Raw genomic sequence first — 20,672 nt, 5'->3', positions numbered from 1 at the left:
CATGAGCGCCGACAGTCACCCCGTCGACTGGTCCGCCGGCACCTGGCTGAACCCGCCGGAGCGGGCCGAGCCCGCCGGTGCGGGGCTGCTGGTCGAGCCGCGCGGCGGCAGCGACTTCTGGCGGCGGACCAGCTACGGCTTCGTGCACGACGACGGGTCGGCGCTGCTCGCCCCGTTCCCGCCGGACAGCGCCGTGGAGGTGAGCTTCCGGCTGGACTACACGGCGCAGTTCGACCAGGCGGGCGTGCTGGTCCGGGTGGACGAGCGGCGCTGGACCAAGGCCGGGGTCGAGGTCAGCGACGGCGAGCCGCAGGTCGGCGCGGTGGTCACCGACGAGCTGTCGGACTGGTCGGTGGCACCGGTGCCGGAGTGGTCGGGGCGCGAGGTGACCGTGCGGGTCAGCCGGGCGGGGGACGCGCTGACCGTCCGGGCCCGGGTGGACGACGAGCCGTGGCGGCTGGTCCGGGTCGCCCCGCTGGATCCGGCGGCGGTGGCGACGGCCGGGCCGTACTGCTGCTCGCCGAGCCGGGGCGGGCTGCTGGTCCGCTTCACCGGGTGGCGGCGGGGGCCGGCGGACGCGGCGCTGCACCCGTAGGCCGAGCCCGGCAGGTGTGACCGGCCGCCGTGGGGGTATCAGGTCCGGATCCCCGGCAGCAGCGTTACGGAAGGACGCCCATGGCGCACGCCCAGAACGTCGACCCGAACCAGTTCACCGGGCTGACCGGCTGGGTGGCCGACGTCATCGGCTCGCTGGGCGCGGTCGGGGTGGCCCTGCTGGTCGCCCTGGAGAGCATCATCCCGCCGATCCCCAGCGAGGTGGTGCTGGCCATGGCCGGCTACCTCGCCGCCGAGGGCCGGTTCCCGGTGGTGCTCATCGTGCTGGCCGCGACGGCCGGCTCGCTGCTCGGCGCGCTGGTGCTCTACTGGCTCGGCGCGGCGCTCGGCGAGGAGCGGCTGAAGCGCTGGCTGGACCACATCCCGCTGGTGGACCGGGAGGACCTGGAGAAGGCCGACCGCTGGTTCGAGCGGCACGGCCGGTGGGCGGTGCTGATCGGCCGGCTGGTGCCGGTGGTCCGCAGCCTGGTCTCCGTGCCGGCCGGGGCCAACCGCCTGCCGATCGGCGAGTTCGTGCTGCTCACCACGATCGGCAGCGGGGTGTGGAACGCGCTGATCGTCGGCCTCGGCTACGCCCTCGGCAGCCGCTGGCAGGAGGTCGACCGGTACAGCCACTGGTTCAACTACGCGATCCTGGCGGCGTTCGTGCTGATGACGGCGAGCTGGGTGGTCCGGAAGCTGCGCCGGCGGCGCGCCCGGCAGTCGGTGACCGCCGGGCGCTGACCGCGTCGCCGCCTCAGAACCCCGCGGTGATCGAGGTGAACTCCCAGGTGTTCTGGGCGATGCCGGAGCAGTTGGAGACCACCCCGCCGCCCGCGCAGGGCCGGTCCCGGTTGACCGACCAGAAGGTGAACCGGGCGAGCCCGCGGGCCTTGGCCCAGTCGCGGATCTGGGTCCAGGTGGCCGGCGAGGTCAGTTCCTGCTGGTCGGAGAGGCCGTTCATGCCGGAGATGCCCATGTGGGCGTACGCGGTGGCGTCGGACCAGCCGAACGCCGTCTTGAGCGCGTTCTTCAGCCCTTCGGCCGCGTTCACCGTGCTCTGGTACATGTTCGCGCCGCCGCCGAAGTCGAACGGCATGATGGTGAACACGTCGATGTTGGCGCCGAGCGCCGCGGCCTGGTTGATCAGCCGGGTGCCCCACCAGGACGGGCCGCTGGTCGAGGTGCCGATGGTGACGATGGTCCGGATCCCCGGGTTGTTCTGCTTGACGATCTTGAGGGCGCCGAGGATGCGGTCCTGGACCACCTCGTTCTCGAACTCGTCGGTGTTCTCGATGTCGATGTCGATCGCCTTCAGCCCGTACGCGTTGATGACCTGCTGGTAGGCGCCGGCCAGCGCGCTGGCGGAGGAGCAGTTCGGGCCGAGCTTGTTGCCGCTCCAGCCGCCGAACGAGGGGATCACGTCGCCGCCGGCGGCCCGGATCGCCGCGATGGTGTTGGCGTGCGCGCCGCCGGTGAGCGGGCCGCTGCCGTCCCAGGCCGGGGTGCAGCCGCCGCCGGAGAGCACGAACGCGATGGTGAACCACTTGACCCCGGTCGCGCTCATCACGGTCGACGGCGCGGGCGGGTCACCCCAGCCCGGGTAGAGGTAGGGCGCGGCGGCCATCGCCCCGCCGCCACCGCCGGTGCAGCCGGTGGTGCTGCCGGACACCGCCGCCGACTTCGCCGACTCCCCACTGGCGTTGTACGCGGTCACCGTGTAGCTGTGCCCGCTGCACGTGCTCAGCCCGGAGACGGTGGTCGAGGTGCCGGTGACGGTGGCCTTCACGGTGCTGCCCTCGTACACCCGGTAGCCGCTGACCGTGCCGGAGACGGCGTTCCAGGCCAGCGAGATCGAACTGTTGGTGGCGCCGGTGACCCGCAGGCCGCCCGGGGTGGCCGGCGCGGAGGGGTTGCCGCCCCCGCCGGTGCAGGAGCCGCCGTTGACCGTGCAGTTGGTCGGGTTGCCGGTGCCGTTGACGTTGAAGCCGAACGTGGTGCTGGCCCCCGGGGCGAGGCTGCCGTTCCAGGACTGGTTGACGGCGGTGACGTGCTGGCCGGAGGTGGTCAGCCGGGCGTCCCAGAACGAGCCGAGGGTGCTGCCGGACGGCAGATCGAACTGGACGTTCCACGAGGAGATGCTGCTCGAGGTGTTGTTGGTGACGGTGAACTTGCCCTCGTACCCGGTGTCCCAGGTGGTGGTGCGGACGAAGGCGGCGGTGGCGGCGGAGGCCGGTGGCGCGGCCAGCACGGTGGCCGCCACCAGGGCGGTGGCGAGCGCGGTGGCGAATGTCGCCGCGCGGGCGGGGCGGAGTCTCACGGCGTCCTCCAGGGGACCGTTGGGGGTGGAGAGGCATTCACGACCGTCGACGTTGCCGCCCATTATTAAGACTGTTAACTGTTTCTGTCCAGAGGGAAGGCCGGGGGTCTCCGGTGCGGACCCCCGGCCGGCCCGCTCAGCGGCGGAAGGTGAACCAGTTGACGTTGACGAAGTCGGCCGGCTGGCCGCTGCTGAAGGTGAGGTAGACGCTGTGCCGCCCGGTCACCGCCGAGACGTTGCCCGGCACCGAGCGCCAGCTCTGCCACCCGCCGGTGTTGGCGAGCGCGAAGCTGCCGATCGGCGGGCTCGTCGGGCTGTCCACCCGCACCTCGACCAGGCCGCTCACCCCGGACGGGGCGCCGGAGGCGACCCGGGCCACGAAGTCGCGCGGCGGGGTGGCGCCGAAGTCCACGTTGTCGTAGCGGGCCCAGTCGCCGTTGGCCAGCCAGCCGATGTCCTGGCCACCCTCGGCGCACGTCTCCACCTGCACGCCGCTCTGGCCGCTGAACGCCTCGGCCTGGATGGTCGAGTACGCGTCCACCGTGCCGCCGGGCGGCGGGGTGGTCGGCGTCGGCGACGGGTTGCCGCCACCGCCCCGGGTGTAGGCGGCCACGTAGTCGACCACCATGGGCCGGCCGGAGACGGTCGAGGCGGTGGGCGTGGCGGAGCCGGCCACCCCGTTCGGGAACCCACCGCCCATGGCGACGTTGAGCAGCAGGAAGTAGCCCGAGTGGCTGGTCATCTGGCCCCAGTACGGGTCGCCGACCCGGCTCTGGCTGACGCTGTGGAAGAGCTGGCCGTCGACGTACCAGCGCAGCTGCTGCGGGCTGACCGAGGCGTCCCACTCGAACCGGTAGGTGTGGAACGCCGACTGGCAGGTGCTGCCGGGACAGGCCCGGGAGGCGCCGATGCCGTTGAACTCGTCGCACGGGCCGCCCGGGGCGACGCCGCAGTGCAGCACCCCCCACACCGAGTTGATCCCGTTGACGTTCTCCATCACGTCGAACTCGCCGATGCCCGGCCAGTTCTGGTAGTTGCCCCGGTACGGCGACCCGAGCGCCCAGAACGCCGGCCAGTAGCCGGCCGCCTGCGCGCCGGTGACGTTCGGCATCTGGATCCGCCCCTCCAGGGCGAGCACGCCGCCGGCGGGCGGCTTGAAGTTGGCGCGGACCGTCTCGATCCGGGCCGAGGTCCACCGCCCGGCGGCGTCCCGGACCGGGGTGATCCGCAGGTTGCCGCCGCCGTCCTGGGCCAGGTTGGCGGTGCTGGTGGTGTACGTCTGGATCTCGCCGGTGCCCCAGTTGGCCGGGCCGCCCGGGTAGCTCGTGCCGGTGTCGATGATCCAGTTGGCGGAGGAGGGCAGCGTGCCGGCCGGGCCGGTGAAGTCGTCGCTCCACACCAGACTCCAGCCGGACGGGGCGGGCGGCACGGCGGCGTTGGCGGTCATCGAGACGGTAGCCAGCGCGGTGGTGGCGGCGAGCAGGGCCGCCGTCAGGGCGAGCCGCCGGCGCGATCGGCGCACGGCGGACGGGGCGGCCGGAGCCGCCGGGACAGGGTTCATCGGGGTGCCTCTCTGCGGGGACGGGTGCGAGAGAGCGCTCTCTGAGGCGTTTTCTACGCGCCCGCCCCCGCATTTGTCAATGCACGTCGATGGCTGCCGGCTGCGGACGGCGCAGCACGGCCTGCTCAAGCGCGGTCCAGCCGGTCGTGGTGACCAGGTAGAGCACCGCCGCGAGCGGCACCACCAGCGCCACCAGCACCGTGATGAACGGCAGCAGCGGCACCAGCCGGCCCAGCACGGCCGCGCCCGGCCCCTCGGCCGGCGCACCCGCGATCGTGCCGGTGGCCGCGGCGGCCCGCCGGGCCCGCCGCGACGACCACCAGGCCAGCACCAGCAGGAGGGCGAGCAGCACCCCGAAGACGGCCAGCACCGGGCCGGAGAGGCCGTCGCCGAGGTGCCAGCCCAGCGGCACGCCGAGAAGCTCCTCGCGCAGCAGCCCGGGATGGCCGTCGCCGGTGGCGAAGAGGCGGTACATGACCAGGAAGAACGGCGCCTGCAACAGCGCCGGCAGGCAGCCCGCGACCGGGCTCGCCCCGGCCCGCCGGTACAGCGCGAAGAGCTCGCTCTGCAGCCGGGCCGGGTCGTCGGCGTGCCGCCGCTGGAGGTCGCGGACCTCCGGGGCGAGCGCCGTGCGGCGGCGCTCGCCGCGGATCTGGGCCAGGGTGAGCGGCGAGATCAACAGCCGGACCCCCATGGTGAACAGGACGATCGCGGCGGCGGTCGCCGCACCGCCGGCCAGCGGGGCGAGCGCGTCGGCCAGCCAGGTGACGACGGTGGCGGCGGCCGAGGCCGCGGAGTGCAGTGGTGCGAAGGCGAACATGACAGACCCCTCGGTCCGATTCCGGAGCCCCGGCGGGGAGGGCATTCACCCGCGGGACGGTTGACGGCGGAATCGGCCGCGCGGCGGCAGGGACGGCCCGGACCGGGCCCGGGAAGCGCGCAGCGCTACGCGGCCGAGGGGCGCAGCCCGGGAGCCCGGGGACGGGGCCGGCCGGGAGCGTCCGGATCGACCTGCCGGGGCACCCGCCGGCCGCGGGCCCGGGCGCGCAGCGCGATCCCGTGCCGCCCGCCGGGCGGCTCCGGCAGCACCCGCACCCGCGCCGCGAGCAGCACGGTCAGCAGCAGCGCGGCGGCCACCGCCGCGCCCGCGAGCAGCGCCGCCGGCCGGTCGGCGACCAGGGTGAGCTGGGCGAGGGCGTACGCCCACGCGCTCGTCACCGCCACCAGCACTCCCGGCACGCGCCCAGCCTAGAACCCGCTGTCACCCCCACCGGGGCGTTTCCCCGCCCCGACACGGTGGGTAACAGGGCGTCGACGGCGCGGCACGGCGTCGCAACGCATTCTTCACGGACGGTGGTGGCCGATGAGCGGTTCAGTGGCGGAACGGGAACGGAGCGCCGCGCCCGGCGGCACCGACCTCCGCACGGTCGGTGTCGAGGAGGAGTTCCTGCTGGTTGATCCGCACACGGGGGTCGCCGTACCCGCCGTCGACCTGGTCATGGAGCAGGTGCCGGCCGAGCTGCGCGGCCAGGTGGAGCGGGAGTTCCAGACCAGCCAGATCGAGATCGGCACCCCGCCCGGGCTGGAGCTGTCCGCCATCCGGCACTCGCTGAGCGTGCTCCGCACCGAACTGGCCGCCGCCGCCGAGCGCGCCGGCGTACGGCTGTTGGCGATCGGCACCGGGCCGGTGGACGGGCCGGTGCCGCCGGTGGTGGACAAGCCCCGCTTCGACCGGATGATCGAGCGGTTCCGGCTGCTCGTGCCCGGCCCCGGCAACAACGGCATGCACGTGCACGTCGGGGTCCCCGACCCGGACACCGGGGTGCGGGTGCTCAACCACGTCCGCCCGTGGCTGCCGGTGCTGCACGCGGTCACCGCCAACTCGCCGTTCGCCCGGGGCGAGGACACCGGGTACGCCAGTTGGCGCTCGGTCGAGTGGGAACGCTGGCCATCGGTCGCGCCCACCCCCCACCTCGACGACCACGCGCACTACGAGCGGCTGATCCGGCAGCTCATCGCCAGCGGGGTGATGCTCGACGAGGGAATGCTCTACTGGTACGCCCGGCTCTCCGCCCGGTACCCGACCGTGGAGATCCGGATCGGTGACGTCTGCCCCTCGGTGGATGACGCGGTGCTGGTCGCCGCCCTGGTCCGGGCCCTGGTGGCGACCGCGATGACCGACATCGCCGAGGGCCGCCCCGCGCTCGACACCGACCATCACCTGCTGGTCGCCGCGCACTGGCGGGCCGCCCACGACGGGCTGGAGGGCGAGGGCGTCGACCCGACCGACGGTGAGCTGCGCCCGGCCTGGGAACTGCTGGACCGGCTGGTCGACCACCTCCGCCCGGAACTGGACCGGCACGGCGACCTCGACCAGGTGACCGACCTGCTGGGCGGGCTGCGCCGGCACGGCAGCGGCGCGGCGCGGCAGCGGGCCGTGTTCGCCCGGACCGGCAAGCTGCTCGACGTGGTCGAGGACGTGGCCCGGCAGACGCGCGGCTGAGCGCGCCCCACCGCGGCAACACCCGTGACACGATGGTGCTCGTGGCCGAACGGATGATCGTCATCGGCGGGGACGCCGCCGGGATGGCGGCGGCGTCCCAGGCCCGCCGCCGCCGGGACCGGGCCGACCTGGAGATCACCGCCTTCGAGCGGGGGCACTTCACCTCCTACTCGTCGTGCGGCATCCCGTACTGGGTGAGCGGGCAGGTGACGGAGCGGGACCAGCTGATCGCGCGCGATCCGGCGACCTTCCGCGACACGTTCGACATCGAGGTCAAACTGCGCCACGAGGTCACCGCCATCGACCTCGACCGCCGCGAGGTGGTCGCCCGGGACCTGGCCGGCGGCGGCGAGGTCCGCGCCGGCTTCGACACCCTGGTGTACGCCACCGGCGCGAGCCCGGTCGTGCCCGCCTGGGCCGGCGGCGGGGTGGCCGGCGTGTTCGGCATGCAGACCCTCGACGACGGCACCGCCCTGATCGACTGGCTGAACGGCGAGCCGCAGCCCCGCCGCGCCGTGGTGGTCGGTGGCGGCTACATCGGCGTGGAGATGGCCGAGGCGCTGCTGTCCCGCGGGCTCACGGTCGAGCTCGTCGAGCAGGCCGACCAGCCGATGGCCACCGTGGACCCGGACATGGGCGAGCTGGTCGCCGAGGCGCTGCGCCGGACCGGCATCGGCATCCACACCGGGCTGCCGGTCGAGGGCCTGGCGGAACGGGACGGCCGGGTCAGCGCCGTGGTCACGGCCGAGGGTCCGATCCCGGCCGACGTGGTGGTGCTGGGTCTCGGCGTACGCCCGAACATCGCGCTCGCCGAGGCCGCCGGCCTGCCGATCGGTCCGAGCGGCGCGGTCCGCGTCGACCGGCGGATGCGGGTGCCCGGGGTGCCCGGGGTCTGGGCGGCCGGCGACTGCGTGGAGAGCCTGCACCGGGTCAGCGGCCTGCCCGTGCACATCCCGCTCGGCACCCACGCCAACAAGCAGGGCCGGGTCGCCGGGATCAACATCGGCGGCGGGTACGCCACCTTCCCCGGGGTGGTCGGCACCGCGGTGACCAAGGTCTGCGACCTGGAGGTGGGGCGCACCGGCCTGCGCGAGCGGGACGCCACCGCCGCCGGCTTCGAGTTCGTCACCGTGCTCGCCGAGTCGACCAACCGGGCCGGCTACTTCCCGGGCGCCCGGCCGATGACCGTGAAGCTGATCGCCGAGCGGCCCAGCGGCCGGCTGCTCGGGGCGCAGATCGTCGGCTGGTCCGAGGCGGCCAAGCGGATCGACGCGCTTGCTGTGGCGCTCTGGAACGGCATGACGGTGGACGAGATGACCGCACTCGACCTGGGCTACGCCCCGCCGTACGCCCCGGTCTGGGATCCGGTGCTGATCGCCGCCCGCGAGGCCGTCGACGCCCTCGCCCACACCGGCCGCTAGCTGTCGCCTCCGGGTGCGGATGCCGCGAGACGACGCGTCAGGGCTGGAGTGGCTGCTCTTCACCCAGTCGGGGGTGTTGACCTGGGCGCAGGCGACGGCCGAGCTGACCCCGGCCACGGTCCGGCACCTGCTGGCCAGTGGCCGCTGGCAGCGGGTGTGCCGCGGGCTGCTGCGGGCCGCCCCGGACGGGCCGTTCGACCGGGACCAGCAATGGTGGGTCGCGGTGCTCGCGGCAGGGCAGGGCGGCGTGCTCGCCGGACTGGCCGCCGCACAGGCCGGCGGCCTGCGGGGCAGCTGGCGGTACGAGACGGTGGACGTCCTCGTCCCGCACCGGCGACGCGCCGCCGACCTGCTGCGCCGGCTGCCCGTGGGCCTTCCCGCGGTACGGGTGCGCCGGGTCCGTGCCCTGCCCGCCGCCGACCGGCAGCGGGGCCGGCCGGACCGGACGAGCATGGCCCGGTCCCTGGTGGACGCGGCCCAGTGGGCGCGTACCGACGAGGAGGCGCAGCAGCTCCTCGCGGCCGGCTGCCAGCAGCGGCGGGTCACCCCGGCCGAGGTCACCGCCGTGCTGGACCGGATGCCGCGCGCCCTGCGCAGGGGTCTGATCCGGGAGACGCTCCAGGACGTGGCCGGTGGCGCCCAGGCCCTCTCCGAGATCGACCTGGTCCGGCTCTGCCGCCGCCACGGCCTGCCGGTCCCGGACGGTCAGGAACGCCGGCGTGACGCGCGCGGCCGGGTGCGCTACCTGGACGCGTACTGGCGGCGCTGGGGCCTGCACGTCGAGGTGGACGGCGCGCACCACCTGGACGTCCGGCAGTGGGCGGCGGACCTGCGCCGGCAGAACGACGTGTGGATCTCCGGCGACCGGATCCTGCGGTTCACCGCGTTCGACGTCCGGCACCGCCCCGACGAGGTGGTGGCCCAACTCCGGGCCGCCCTGGCGGCGGCCGGCTGGCGGCCGTAGCTCGGTTGTGGGTGCGTTTGTTGTCGCTGGGGCGACAACAAACGCACCCACACCTCTTTGTCGGGGGGCGCGGTTACCTTGTCCGCGCTGTCGCCGGTTCCGGCCCTTTCCCTCGGAGGATCCCCATGTCGCAGGAGACGACCTACCTCGAACTGTCCGAAGTGGACGGTGCGGCGCACAAGTTCTACGAGGTGGTGGTGGAGGACACCGCGCTGACCGTGCGCTACGGCCGGATCGGCGACCAGGGCCAGGTGAAGACGACCACCTTCCCGGACAACACCCGGGCCCGGGCCGCCGCGGCGAAGAAGATCGGCGAGAAGATCCGCAAGGGGTACGCCCCGGCGGTGCCCGGCGTACGCCAGAAGCGCCCGGTGTCCCGCCGGCAGATCGTCAGCACCCGCTCCACCGCCCGCACTGCCCCGGTGCTCTGGCGGTACGCCTCCGGCGCGCCCGCGTTCGGCATCTTCATCGACGGTCAGAGCTGCCTGGTCGGCAACGAGCACGGGGTGATCACCACGCTGGACCACGACGCCCTGGTGCTGAACCAGGTCCGACTCCCCGACGGGGTGAAGTGCATCGTCGCCGACGACGCCTGGATCTACGCGGGCTGCGACGACGGCAACGTCTACGACCTCTCCGGCAAGGTGCCCCGGGTGGCGTACGCGATCGCCCCGGAGATCGACATCTACTGGCTGGACATCCACGACGGCGTGCTGGGGGTCTCCGACGCGGCCGGCGGGATCGCCGCGATCGACCACGAGGACGAGTTTCTCTGGCGCCGGCCGGGGCGGGGCCGGGCCGCCTGGATGGTGCGCTGCGACCGCGATGCCCTCTACCACGGCCACTCGCAGGGGGTCACCGGCTACGACTGGCGCAGCGGGCGGGAGTTGTGGCACACCCGCACCGGGTCGGTGCTCTTCGGCTGGCAGGAGCGCGACGCGGTGTTCGCCGGCACCGGCACCCGCGAGGTGGTACGGCTGCGCAAGGACGGGCGGGCCGACCGGACGTACCGCTGCGACGCCCCGGTCTTCTCCTGCGCCACCGCCGAGGACGGCCGGTACGTCTTCGCCGGCGACAACCAGTCCTCGATCTACTGCTTCGACGCGGCCGGCAACCGGCTGTGGAAGCTCGGCACCGGCTGCGGCTCGGCCTACTCGATGCAGTACCACCAGGAACGGCTCTACGTGGTGACCACCAGCGGCTACCTGGCCTGCGTCGACGCCGGCGAGGCGGCGATCCGGGCGGCCGAGGCGGGCACCGTGCCCGACGTGGTTGACGTCAAGGCGCCGGCCCGAATGCCCGAGCCGGCCGCCTGGACCACGGTCGAGGTGACCACCGACGACCGCTCCGGCGTGGTGGTGCAGTGCGTCGAGCAGGGCGGCCGGATGCGCATCCATGTGCTCTCCGACGGCTACCGGCGGGACTGGTCGGTGCAGTTCCCCAAGGGCATCCGCGAGCCGGGCGCGCGCTACCTGGTCACCGAGGTCCGGGAGTCCGGCCGGGGCGGCTTCTACCGGGCGTACGGGGACATCCGCCGGCTGCGCTGAACGACTCCGGTCCGGGGGCGGTGCGGGACCGCCCCCGGACGTCGCGCAGCACGGCCCGCTCCTCGACGCCGCAGTCCTCGGTGGACCGCACATCGGGGGCACCTGTCGCGCCGCCCGCGCCGGAAACGGTTGTACGCGACCGCCACCGGACTTCAGGATGGTCGGATGTCTCTGGAGATCCCCGAAGGGCTGCGCTGGACCGGACGGTATCCGGCCGGCCGGGCCTGGCTCGCCGGCCTGCCGGACCGGCTGGCCGAGTGCGTCGAGCGCTGGCAGCTACGGGTCGGTCCGCCGTTCCACTCCGCCTTCGCGTCGCTGGCGATGCCGGCGGAACTGCCGGACGGCACCCTGGCGGTGCTGAAGCTCCAGTATCCGGACGAGGACAGCGTGCACGAGGCGACCGCGCTGACGCAGTGGGCGGGGCGCGGTGCGATCCGGCTGCTCGCCCACGACGCCGGGCGGCGCGCGCTGCTGGTCGAGCGCTGCCTGCCCGGCACCCCGCTGCACGCGCTGCCGCCCGAGGCGGCCCTCGACGTGGCGGTCGCGCTGCTGCCCCGGCTCAGCGTGCCGGCCGGACCGCCGTTCACCCCGCTCGCCGAGGAGGCCGCCGGTTGGACCGAGCGGATGCCGGCCAAGTGGGAGCGGCTGAACCGGCCGTTCGAGCGGCGGTTGCTGGACGCCGCCCTCGGGCTGCTCGCCGACCTGGTGCCGAGCCAGGGTGAACAGGTGCTGGTCAATCAGGACCTGCACGCCGGCAACGTGCTGGCGGCCGGCCGCGAGCCGTGGCTGGTCATCGACCCGAAGCCGCTGGTCGGCGAGCGGGAGTTCGCGGCGGTGCCGATGGTGCGCGGCCGGGAGCTGGGGCACTCCCCCGCCGCGGTCCGGCACCGGCTGGACCGGCTCAGCACCGAGCTGGGGCTGGACCGGGAGCGGGTCCGCGGCTGGGCGGTCGCGCACACCCTGGCCTGGAGCCTCGGCGACGACCAGGTCTTCCCGCAGCAGGTCGAGACGGTCCGCTGGCTGCTCGACCAGGCGTGAACCGTCGGTGGGACCGCCTCGCGGGCGGCCCGGCGGCCGCTCACGGCCGGCCGGGCCGACCGGCGCCAGCGCACCGCCCGGGCGGTACCGGCCGTCCGCTCCGCCCGGCGGTACCGGGCCGGCCACTCGGCCCGGCGGTATCGGGCCGGCCGGCGGTGCCGGGCCGGCCGGCGGTGCCGGGCCGGTTCAGCCGGCCTGGCAGGTGGCGCACCAGTAGAGGTTGCGGCCGGCCAGCGTGCCCCGGCTGACCGCGGTGCGGCAGATGTGGCAGGGCGCGCCGGGGCGGCGGTAGACGTACACCTCGCCGCCGTGCCGGTCGACGCGCGGTGGCCGGCCCATCGCCTCCGGCAGGTGCTCGTCGCGGACGGTGTCGATGCGGCCCACGGCGACGGCGCGGCTCATCAGGTCGACCAGGTCGGCCCAGATCCGATCCCAGCCCGCGCGGTCCAGCGCCCGGCCGGGCAGCGTGGGCGGCAGGCCGGCCCGGAACAGCGCCTCGGTCACGAAGATCAACCCGGTGCCGGCCACCACCGACTGGTCCAGCAGCAGCGCGGCCAGCGGGGTGGGGCTGCGCCGGATCCGGGCGTACGCCCGGTCCGGGTCGGCGTCGGCGCGCAGCGGGTCCGGGCCGAGCCGGGCCCGCAGCGCAGCCACCTCGGCCGGGGTGAGCAGCTCGCAGGCGGTCGGGCCGCGCAGGTCCAGCCAGTGCGAGTCGCTGGTGAGCCGTAGCCGCACCTGCCCGACCGGGGCCGAGGGCTGGCCCGGGCCGTCCGCGAACTTCCCGTAGAGCCCGAGGTGCACGTGCAGGGTCAGCTCGCCGGCGTAATGGTGCAGCAGGTGCTTGCCGTACGCCTCGGTGCCGTCGAGGACGGTGCCGCTGAGCCGGGCCGCGCCCTCGGCGAAGCGGCCCTGCGGGCTGGCGGCGTGCACCTTGTCGCCGGCGAAGAGCTCGGCGTGCCGGGCCGCCAGGCGATGGATCGTGTGTCCCTCTGGCACAGGATCCAAGGGTAGTCAGCCGTTCTCGCGTCTCCCGGGTGACCTGTCGAACCGCGCTGTCACCCACCGGGCCTCGGCCCGCACCGTGCCGGTGACGGCCCCGGCTGATGTGCGGCGCGCTACGACCACCGGCCGCCGTTGCGGGCAGCCTTGGCCTCATCGAGCAGGTGGGCCAGCCGGTACCGCAGGACCCGCGCCTGCCCGATCGACAGCACCAGGCTGGCGGCGGCGCCGCCGGCCACGCTGGTCAGGTTCACCATCGGCTCAGCGGTTGGGTGCAACGCCCGCACCAGGCGCACGTCAACGACGAACGCCTCCGGGCGGTTGGTGCCCACGTGGCGGGCGCGGGAACGGTGCTGGCCCCGGCGCTCGCATCCGTCCCGGTCGCACCAGCGCGGGTGGCCCGGACCCTCCCGGGTGGCAAGCGTTCCGGTGGCGTAGACGTGCAGGTAGCCGCAGGGCCGATCCACGTCCGGCGCCAGGCCGACCGGGTGGGCGTCCAGCCCGGCGCGGCCGACCACGGCGGTGGCCTGGGCCGAGTGCGCTGCGCAGGTGTACGCGCAGCCGTCCAGGGAGTCGGCGGTGTACAGCTCGATTCGGACCGTCGCGGGTTCTCCGCAGACAGGCAGCGTCGGTAGGGTGCTCACGGGTCGCCTCCTTGCAGGCGATCAAGGCCCTCGGTTGGCGGTGCATCGCTGGCCGAGGGCCGTCTGATTGGTGGCCAATCCAGCAAACCGCAGTTGGCCTACCAAAGCAAGAGAACGTCATTGCCACTAGGCCAACTGATGATCGCAAACCTGCCGCCCTAGTTGGCCAGTGAGATCATCTGTCATGTGGCCAACCGACTAGCGGATGCTGTGCGTGCGTTCCACATGGCGCAGGCGACCGCCGCTGCCTCCGCCCAGCGCGCAGCCGAGGATCGGGAGAAGGTCACCGAAGCCCGGGATCAGCTCGCCACCGCCATCGTGGCCGCCGCCCGGGACGGAATGCGCCAGGTCGACATCGTGCGGGTCACCGGCTACACCCGCGAGCGGGTGCGCCAGATCCTCCGCGCCCACGGCATCACGCCCGACTAGCCCGCGGATCGCGGCGCACCGGCCGCCGGGATCAGTGCACCGGCAGCGCCGACGGTCCGCCACCCTTCACGCTTCGCCGCAACAGGTCGTACGACCAGACGAAGCAGCGGACCTGCCGGTCGCCGCGCGCCCACGCGGCAGCCGAGGGCAGCCCGTACAGGCTGCTGGTCCGGTACGGCAGCAGCCGGTCGACCGGCAGCTTCGCGTAGCCGGCGATCACCGTGCGGCAGGCGGCGTGGATCCGGTCCTCGTCGGCGGCCAGGGCGGCGAAGGGCACCTCCGGGGCGGTCCACGTGCCGGCGTACTCGATCCGGTGCGCGCTCGCGCACGGCACCTGGAGCAGCCCGCCCACCACCTGCTCCACGCACCGGTACGCCAGCGGCGACGCCGGGTTCCGGAGCGCGTCACGGAGGGTGCCGGCATGCTGGGCCGGCCAGTCGGACCGGTCGTCGTCGCCGACGGTCACCGCGCTGACCTCGAAGAGATCGCAGCGGAACCAGCGGCTGCCCCCGGCCCAGCCGTTCGGCGACGGCGGCGCGACCTGCACCACCAGGCGCGCCCCGTGCCAGTCCCCGCCAAGGAAATCGCGGGCCCGGGTGTCGCACTCGGCGTACGCCGGCCGTAGCACCGCCGAGCCCACCTTCGGCGGGGTGGGCCGGGCCGCCAGCGCGTCGCTGAACCGGCCGACGTGGAACGTCTCGGCGAGGTGCGGCCGGGCGCAGTCCACCGGCTGGTAGCTGCTCAGATAGCTGGTCGGGTCGCCGATCAGGTGGCAGTCGCCCACCTTCGGGCTGAACTGCTCGACCGCGCCGACCGGACGCCAGTCGTCGGTCAGGTCGCCGTCCGTACCGGCCGGCGCGGCGCAGCCGGCCAGCACCGCCATGACCACGGCGGCCAGGATCGTCATACTGCGTCGCATACCCATCTCCCCCGGAACACCGTGGCAACCGCGCGCAGCATACGGCCGGCCCGGGGCCGGCGGTGACGCCGCGTCGGTCGACGGGTGTCATTGCCTGCTCGCCTGGGTACGTCCTTGTCACGCGTGTGCCGGTAGGACGCTTCCGCGGCCGCCGCGCCGGAGATCAGGAGGTGTCGAGATGAAGATTCTGTCCCGCCGGAACGGTCCGGCGCGCAATGAGGACGTGAATGGCGACGGCGTGGTCGACGCCCGCGACGAAGTCACCGCCCGGGAGGAGTCCGTCGACCGCGACGGAGTCGCCGTTCGGGACGAGGCCGCCGCCCGCGACGAGGCCACCGCGCGCGACGGCGGACCGGTGGTCACCGACCGGGACGCCGAGCGGACGACGTACCGCAGCGGCGCCACCGCCGGCGACGGCGACCGGACCGCCGACGCCGAGCGGCGGGCGGCCGACCGGGCCGCGGCGGCGCGGGCCGCCACCGGCCGTCCGCTCGGCGCGGGCACCACCCGCACCGTGCCGCCGGTCGACGGCTCCGTCCGTACCGTGGCGCCGGCCGACGACGCCCACACCCGGGTGGCCGACGACGACGTCACCCGCACCGACCGGCGGCCGGACCCGGCCCCGGAACGCACCGTCGACCTGGACCGGGACGGCCGGCCGGACCGCCCGGCCGACCGGGAGCGGGTCGCGGACCAGGCGATCCCCGTGAAGAAGCCGCGGGCCAGCCTGCTCGCCACCCTCGGCCTGATCGTCTCGGTGGTCGGCGCGCTCTTCGTGCTCACCGGCACCCTGGCCGGTTACGGCATCGGGCTCGGCGCGGTCGGCGCGGTGCTCGCGGTGCTCGGCCTGATGGCCACCCGCCGCCGGCACGTGGCCGGCAAGACCGACGCGCTGATCGGCGTGGCCGTCGGCGTGGCCGCCGTGGTGCTCGGCATCGTGGCGATGACCGGCCAGTTCGACTGGCCGACCACCGACGGCGACTGGGTGGGCCGGTTCCGCGAGTGGCTTGATTCACAGTTTGCCAACTGGTTCTGACGGGCACTGTCCGGCTCGCCGGCGCAGCTCCGGCGGTCCGATCAGCTCTGGTGGTTCACCAGCCGGACACACACCTCCTTCGGGGGCGGCGATTCGCCGCCCCCGAAGCACGTCCCGGGGTCAGTCGGCCGCGGTCACGCCCTCGCGGGCGTCGAGCAGTTCCTCCCAGTGCTCCCGGGCCCAGGCGCAGGCGACCTCCATCGGGCCGAGCAGGCTGCGCCCCAGCGGGGTGAGCGCGTACTCGACCCGCCCGGCGAGGACGGCCCGCCGGACCAGCCCGTCGGCTTCGAGCCGGCGCAGCGACCGGGTCAGCACCTTGGCGGTGACGCCGCGCAGCGGCACCCGCAGCTCGGAGAAGCGCCGCGGCCCGCCCTCGAGGCAGCGCACCACCATGCCGGCCCACTTGTCCCCGAACCGGATCGGCGACAGGTCCGACGGGCAGAGCTCGTCGAACATCTCCGGGTCCAGCGGCGCGGCCATCCGTTCACCGTAGTCGGTATCCGGGTGGAAACCGGCCCGCTGGATAGCGTCCGCGGCGGGCGGCCGGCGACCACGCCGGCCCGCGACGACGAGGGGTACGCGGATGAGCAGGATCATCGTCTTCGGCGCCGGTGGCCGGGCCGGCCGCGCCGCGGTACGGGAGGCACGCGACCGGGGCCACCGGGTCACGGCCGTGCTGCGGGACCCGGCCCGCCATCCCGACCTGCCCGGCGCCGGACAGGTCCGGGTGGTCGCCGGCGACGTCACCGATGCGGAGCGGGTCGCCGAGCTGGCGGCCGGACACGACGCGGCGGTGCACGCGGCGGTCGACCTCGGTGCCGCGCCCGACGTGTTCTTCCCGGCGGCGGCCCGGGCGATGCTGGCCGGGCTGGACCGGGCCGGGGTGGGCCGGCTGCTGGTGGTCGGGCTGGCGTCGGTGCTGCCGACCGCCGGTGGCGTGCCGCTGATGGACACCCCCGGTTACCCGCAGGAGTACCGCGGCTTCTACCTGGGGCACGCGGCGGGGACCGAGGTGCTGCGGCGGGAGGGGTCGGCCGTCGACTGGCTGGTGCTCAGCCCGGCCGGCGACTTCGACCACGGCGGCACGCCCACCGGCCGGTACCGGTTCGCGCCGGCCGAGGCCGGGAGCCGGATCACGTACGCCGATCTGGCGGTCGCGCTGCTGGACGAGATCGACACTCCCCGGCAGCGGCACGGCCACCTCGGGGTGGAGCGCGACTGACCCGGCGACGCAACGATCCGCCGTGCGAAGTTGACCAGACGCAACGATCCGACGGCGTACGCAACTTCTCACGGTGGATGTCGCCGCCTGAGCCGCATACCGTTGGACCACGGCGCCAGCCCGTGGGCCACGGTGGCCGGGCGCGCCCGACCCTGGGAGCAGGACATGACGATGGACGCGACCCGCCAGCGCTTTCTGATGTGCCGGCCGACGTACTTCGCCGTCGACTACGCGATCAACCCGTGGATGGACCCCACCGCCCCGGTCGACGCCGACCTGGCGATCCGGCAGTGGGAGCAGCTCCGCCGGACGTACGTCGACCTGGGCCACGAGGTCGAGCTGATCGACCCGGTGGCCGGCCTGCCGGACATGGTCTTCGCCGCCAACGGCGGCACGGTGATCGACGGCAGGGCGATGGCGGTGCAGTTCCGCGACCCGCAGCGGGCCGACGAGGCCCCCGCCTACCGCGCCTGGTTCGAGGCCGCCGGCTTCGAGATGTACGACCCGAAGCACGTCAACGAGGGTGAGGGCGACGTCCTGCTGGCCGGCGACCACCTGCTCGCCGGCACCGGGTTCCGCACCGCGCACGCCTCGCACGCCCAGCTCCAGGAGGTCTTCGGCTACCCGGTGATCACCATGCAGCTGGTCGACCCGCGCTTCTACCACCTGGACACCGCGCTCACCGTGCTCGACGAGCGGACCGTGGCGTACCTGCCGGAGGCGTTCTCGCCGGGCAGCCGGGCGGTGCTGCGCCGGCTCTTCCCGGACGCCATCCACGCGACCATGGCCGACGCCGAGGTGCTGGGGCTGAACGCGGTCAGCGACGGCCGGCACGTGGTGCTGCCCGCGCAGGCCACCGACCTCGCCGCCAAGCTGCGCGACCGGGGCTACCAGACCATCGGCATCGACCTGTCCGAGCTGCGCAAGGCCGGCGGCGGACCGAAGTGCTGCACGTTGCGACTCCGTCAGGGAAAGGCGAGCAAGTGATCATCGACGACATGCTGCGGACTCCGTCCGCGGTCCAGGACGCGGAGCGGCACACGGCGCACAACTACCACCCGCTGCCCGTGGTGATCTCGTCGGCCGAGGGCGCCTGGCTGACCGACGTGGACGGCCGCCGCTACCTGGACTGCCTGGCCGGCTACTCGGCGCTGAACTTCGGCCACCGGCACCCGAAGCTGATCGAGGCCGCGCACGCCCAGTTGGACCGGCTCACCCTCACCAGCCGGGCGTTCATCCACGACCAGTTCGCCGACTTCTGCCGGGAGTTGGCCGCGCTCTGCGGCAAGGACCTGGTGCTGCCGATGAACACCGGCGCCGAGGCGGTGGAGACCGGCATCAAGGTCGCCCGCAAGTGGGGCTACCAGGTCAAGGGCGTGACGCCGGGCCAGGCCAACATCGTGGTGGCGGAGGGCAACTTCCACGGGCGTACGACCACGATCGTCAGCTTCTCCACCGACGAGGACGCGCGCGCCGACTTCGGGCCGTACACCCCGGGCTTCACGGTCGTCCCCTACGGCGACCTGGCCGCGCTGACCGCCGCGATCGACGAGAACACCGTGGCCGTGCTGCTGGAGCCGATCCAGGGCGAACAGGGCGTGGTGGTGCCGCCGGAGGGCTACCTGCCGGGCGTCCGCCGGCTCTGCACCGAGCGGAACGTGCTCTTCATCGCCGACGAGATCCAGTCCGGCCTGGGCCGCACCGGCGCCACCTTCGCCTGCGAGCAGGAGGGCGTCGTCCCGGACATGTACCTGCTGGGCAAGGCGCTCGGCGGCGGCATCGTGCCGGTCTCCGCGGTGGCCGCGAACGCCGACGTGCTCGGCGTGCTCCAGCCGGGCCAGCACGGCTCGACCTTCGGCGGCAACCCGCTGGCCTGCGCCGTCGCCACCGAGGTGGTGCGGTTGCTGGCCACCGGCGAGTTCCAGCGGCGCTCCGCCGAGCTGGGCGAGCGGCTGCACGCCGGGCTGCGCGGCCTGATCGGCAAGGGCCTGGTCGCGGTCCGGGGCCGGGGCCTCTGGGCCGGCCTGGACATCGACCCGGCGCTGATGACCGGCCGGCAGGCCTGCGAGCGGCTGATGGAGCGGGGCGTCCTGGCCAAGGACACCCACGGCTCCACCATCCGGCTCGCCCCGCCGCTGGTGATCACGGAAGAGGAGATCGACCACGCGGTGGCCCAGCTCGCCGCCGTGCTGGCCGGCTGACCCCGTAGCCGAAAGGGCGCCGGGACCGCGACGGTCCCGGCGCCCTTCGCGCGTCCGCGCGGTCAGACCCGCGGCAGCCGCATCGCCATGGTGGGCGCCTCGGCCATCACCGAGGTGGGGCTGAACTTCGCGTCGCTGGGCAACTCGTCGGCGCGGCCCAGGTGCACACCCGGGTAGAGCTCGATCACGTCCCCCTCGGCCAGCACCCGGGACTGCTGCGGGGCCAGCGCGATCCGGTCCGCCTCGGCCATCGAGCCGCCCGGCCGCACGCCCGAGCCGTTGGTGCTGGTGTCGGTCACGATCACCTCACCCACTCTCAGCTCGAACCGGACGTGGTTGCGGCTGATCCAGCGCCGCGCCTCGTCGTTGAGCCACTGCCCGAGGACGATCCCGCCATCCGGATCCGGTGCCCGCCCGACCAGCACCGGCTGGGCCTCGGTGAGCGCGAACCGGCGGCGCACCAGCCCACCGATCCGCACCGCCAGCACCTCCGTACGCGGGCGCGGCCCGGCGTCGCCGAGCCGGACCCGGTGCCGGGGACAGGTCGGCACCCCGTTGCGCAGCGTGGGCGGCGGCTGGCCGGCCGGCGCCCGGTCCACCCGGGCCAGGTCGGCGAAGGCGCCGCCGCCCCCACCGCCGCCGAAGAGCGCGCACCCCGGCTCCGGGCAGCGCCACTGCCGGGCCAACAGCTTCGCCCCGACCGGTGAGCGGCCGCCGGCCGCCGGGCGCTGCCCGCCGCCGACGTGGGCGATGAAGACCGGGCCGCCGGCGCCGGGCACCGGGGCGAGCACCCGCCCGGCCTGCCCGAGCCACGGGAACCGCCCCTGCCGGCCGTCGAAGCGGACCCGGCTGAGCACCGGCAGCCCGAGCAGGTCGGCCACCTCCAGCACCCGGTCGCCGGGCTGGTCGAGGACCTCGACCAGGCCGTCGTCGGCCCAGCGCCGGACCACCATCCGCTCGTTGGAGGTGAGGTCCGCGTCGGAGAGCAGGGCCCGGTGCACGATCGCGTACACCGGGACGCTGTCCTCCTCCAACTGCCGGGACAGGGCGTCGATCACCATGCCGAGCCGCAGCAGGCTGGCCGGCCGGCCGCCGTCCAGGTCCTGCCAGCGGATCACCTCGGCCAGGTCCACCACGGCGCGGGCCAGCGCCGGGTCGGTGCAGACCCGACCCTCGATGGCGTCCAGCACCTTGCTGATCTCGAATCTCATCGGGCGCTCCGGGTCCGCCGGGTCGGCCGTGGCCGCCCCGGCTCGTCCCGCACCGCCTCGGCG

General features: G+C 74.4%; 21 protein-coding genes. 12 read left to right on the top strand and 9 right to left on the bottom strand.

Translation table 11 applies throughout. The features are described from left to right. Nucleotide 1 precedes the first annotated feature (1 nt). Both ACIBPB_RS21815 and ACIBPB_RS21810 read left to right on the top strand, forming a co-directional pair. Nucleotides 2-595 carry a DUF1349 domain-containing protein gene (locus ACIBPB_RS21815; protein WP_396841350.1) on the top strand — a complete coding sequence of 198 codons (594 nt, stop codon included), beginning with the start codon at nucleotides 2-4 and terminating at the stop codon, nucleotides 593-595. 80 nt (nucleotides 596-675) lie between these two features. Then, the gene (locus ACIBPB_RS21810; RefSeq protein WP_396841349.1) at nucleotides 676-1,338 is read left to right on the top strand and encodes a DedA family protein; all 663 of its coding nucleotides are present in this window, start codon (nucleotides 676-678) and stop codon (nucleotides 1,336-1,338) included. Between the two features lie 13 nt (nucleotides 1,339-1,351). Here ACIBPB_RS21810 and ACIBPB_RS21805 read toward each other — a convergent pair whose 3' ends face one another. The 4 genes from ACIBPB_RS21805 to ACIBPB_RS21790 form a co-directional block, all read right to left on the bottom strand. Next, complete coding sequence (locus tag ACIBPB_RS21805) at nucleotides 1,352-2,914, bottom strand: cellulose binding domain-containing protein (protein WP_396841348.1); 1,563 nt, start codon at nucleotides 2,912-2,914, stop codon at nucleotides 1,352-1,354. 136 nt (nucleotides 2,915-3,050) lie between these two features. Beyond that, nucleotides 3,051-4,475 carry a carbohydrate-binding protein gene (locus tag ACIBPB_RS21800; RefSeq protein ID WP_396841347.1) on the bottom strand — a complete coding sequence of 475 codons (1,425 nt, stop codon included), beginning with the start codon at nucleotides 4,473-4,475 and terminating at the stop codon, nucleotides 3,051-3,053. A 76-nt stretch (nucleotides 4,476-4,551) separates the two neighbouring features. Further along, a complete protein-coding gene (locus ACIBPB_RS21795) occupies nucleotides 4,552-5,295 on the bottom strand; it encodes a YidC/Oxa1 family membrane protein insertase (RefSeq protein WP_396841346.1) in 744 nt (247 codons plus the stop codon). A 125-nt stretch (nucleotides 5,296-5,420) separates the two neighbouring features. Then, a complete protein-coding gene (locus ACIBPB_RS21790) occupies nucleotides 5,421-5,714 on the bottom strand; it encodes a DUF6412 domain-containing protein (RefSeq protein ID WP_396841345.1) in 294 nt (97 codons plus the stop codon). A 124-nt stretch (nucleotides 5,715-5,838) separates the two neighbouring features. Between ACIBPB_RS21790 and ACIBPB_RS21785 the strand changes: the two genes are divergently transcribed. The 5 genes from ACIBPB_RS21785 (at nucleotide 5,839) to ACIBPB_RS21765 (ending at nucleotide 11,948) form a co-directional block, all read left to right on the top strand. Next, entirely contained in the window at nucleotides 5,839-6,978 is a 1,140-nt protein-coding gene (locus ACIBPB_RS21785; protein ID WP_396841344.1) for a glutamate--cysteine ligase, read from the top strand. Nucleotides 6,979-7,019: 41 nt separating this feature from the next. Then, complete coding sequence (locus ACIBPB_RS21780) at nucleotides 7,020-8,399, top strand: FAD-dependent oxidoreductase (RefSeq protein WP_396841343.1); 1,380 nt, start codon at nucleotides 7,020-7,022, stop codon at nucleotides 8,397-8,399. A 19-nt stretch (nucleotides 8,400-8,418) separates the two neighbouring features. After that, nucleotides 8,419-9,363, top strand: a complete 945-nt coding sequence (locus ACIBPB_RS21775) for a hypothetical protein (RefSeq protein WP_396841342.1) — start codon at nucleotides 8,419-8,421, stop codon at nucleotides 9,361-9,363. Between the two features lie 125 nt (nucleotides 9,364-9,488). Beyond that, the gene (locus ACIBPB_RS21770; RefSeq protein ID WP_396841341.1) at nucleotides 9,489-10,910 is read left to right on the top strand and encodes a WGR domain-containing protein; all 1,422 of its coding nucleotides are present in this window, start codon (nucleotides 9,489-9,491) and stop codon (nucleotides 10,908-10,910) included. A gap of 165 nt (nucleotides 10,911-11,075) precedes the next feature. Next, nucleotides 11,076-11,948, top strand: a complete 873-nt coding sequence (locus tag ACIBPB_RS21765) for an aminoglycoside phosphotransferase family protein (RefSeq protein ID WP_396841340.1) — start codon at nucleotides 11,076-11,078, stop codon at nucleotides 11,946-11,948. A gap of 186 nt (nucleotides 11,949-12,134) precedes the next feature. Here the strand turns inward: ACIBPB_RS21765 and ACIBPB_RS21760 are convergent, their stop codons facing one another. Next, entirely contained in the window at nucleotides 12,135-12,944 is an 810-nt protein-coding gene (locus ACIBPB_RS21760) for an Fpg/Nei family DNA glycosylase (protein ID WP_396841339.1), read from the bottom strand. A 119-nt stretch (nucleotides 12,945-13,063) separates the two neighbouring features. Continuing rightward, on the bottom strand, nucleotides 13,064-13,591 hold the full coding sequence (locus ACIBPB_RS21755; protein ID WP_396841338.1) for a hypothetical protein: 528 nt from the start codon (nucleotides 13,589-13,591) through the stop codon (nucleotides 13,064-13,066). A 162-nt stretch (nucleotides 13,592-13,753) separates the two neighbouring features. On the opposite strand from ACIBPB_RS21755, the gene ACIBPB_RS21750 reads away from it, so the two are divergent. Beyond that, the gene (locus ACIBPB_RS21750) at nucleotides 13,754-14,020 is read left to right on the top strand and encodes a hypothetical protein (protein WP_396841337.1); all 267 of its coding nucleotides are present in this window, start codon (nucleotides 13,754-13,756) and stop codon (nucleotides 14,018-14,020) included. Nucleotides 14,021-14,051: 31 nt separating this feature from the next. Here the strand turns inward: ACIBPB_RS21750 and ACIBPB_RS21745 are convergent, their stop codons facing one another. Then, on the bottom strand, nucleotides 14,052-14,939 hold the full coding sequence (locus tag ACIBPB_RS21745; protein ID WP_396841336.1) for a septum formation family protein: 888 nt from the start codon (nucleotides 14,937-14,939) through the stop codon (nucleotides 14,052-14,054). Between the two features lie 178 nt (nucleotides 14,940-15,117). Between ACIBPB_RS21745 and ACIBPB_RS21740 the strand changes: the two genes are divergently transcribed. Next, nucleotides 15,118-15,975 (top strand): thrombospondin, encoded by an 858-nt coding sequence (locus tag ACIBPB_RS21740; protein WP_396841335.1) that lies wholly within the window; start codon nucleotides 15,118-15,120, stop codon nucleotides 15,973-15,975. Between the two features lie 120 nt (nucleotides 15,976-16,095). On the opposite strand, the gene ACIBPB_RS21735 is transcribed toward ACIBPB_RS21740, so the two are convergent. Beyond that, entirely contained in the window at nucleotides 16,096-16,455 is a 360-nt protein-coding gene (locus ACIBPB_RS21735) for a winged helix-turn-helix transcriptional regulator (RefSeq protein ID WP_396841334.1), read from the bottom strand. Between the two features lie 103 nt (nucleotides 16,456-16,558). Between ACIBPB_RS21735 and ACIBPB_RS21730 the strand changes: the two genes are divergently transcribed. The 3 genes from ACIBPB_RS21730 (at nucleotide 16,559) to rocD (ending at nucleotide 19,398) form a co-directional block, all read left to right on the top strand. Next, nucleotides 16,559-17,197: an NAD(P)-dependent oxidoreductase gene (locus ACIBPB_RS21730; RefSeq protein WP_396841333.1), complete on the top strand. Its 639-nt coding sequence runs from the start codon at nucleotides 16,559-16,561 to the stop codon at nucleotides 17,195-17,197. A gap of 171 nt (nucleotides 17,198-17,368) precedes the next feature. Then, nucleotides 17,369-18,184 (top strand): dimethylargininase, encoded by an 816-nt coding sequence (gene ddaH, locus ACIBPB_RS21725; RefSeq protein WP_396841543.1) that lies wholly within the window; start codon nucleotides 17,369-17,371, stop codon nucleotides 18,182-18,184. Then, complete coding sequence (gene rocD, locus ACIBPB_RS21720; RefSeq protein WP_396841542.1) at nucleotides 18,184-19,398, top strand: ornithine--oxo-acid transaminase; 1,215 nt, start codon at nucleotides 18,184-18,186, stop codon at nucleotides 19,396-19,398. The genes ddaH and rocD overlap by 1 nt, the downstream gene beginning before the upstream one ends. Before the next feature lie 62 nt (nucleotides 19,399-19,460). On the opposite strand, the gene ACIBPB_RS21715 is transcribed toward rocD, so the two are convergent. Then, on the bottom strand, nucleotides 19,461-20,609 hold the full coding sequence (locus ACIBPB_RS21715) for an FHA domain-containing protein (RefSeq protein ID WP_396841332.1): 1,149 nt from the start codon (nucleotides 20,607-20,609) through the stop codon (nucleotides 19,461-19,463). Between the last annotated feature and the right edge of the window lie 63 nt (nucleotides 20,610-20,672).

This window comes from Micromonospora sp. NPDC049836, from assembly GCF_044465125.1.
GTDB lineage: Bacteria > Actinomycetota > Actinomycetes > Mycobacteriales > Micromonosporaceae > Micromonospora.
This window is presented reverse-complemented; position numbering and strand designations above follow the sequence as displayed.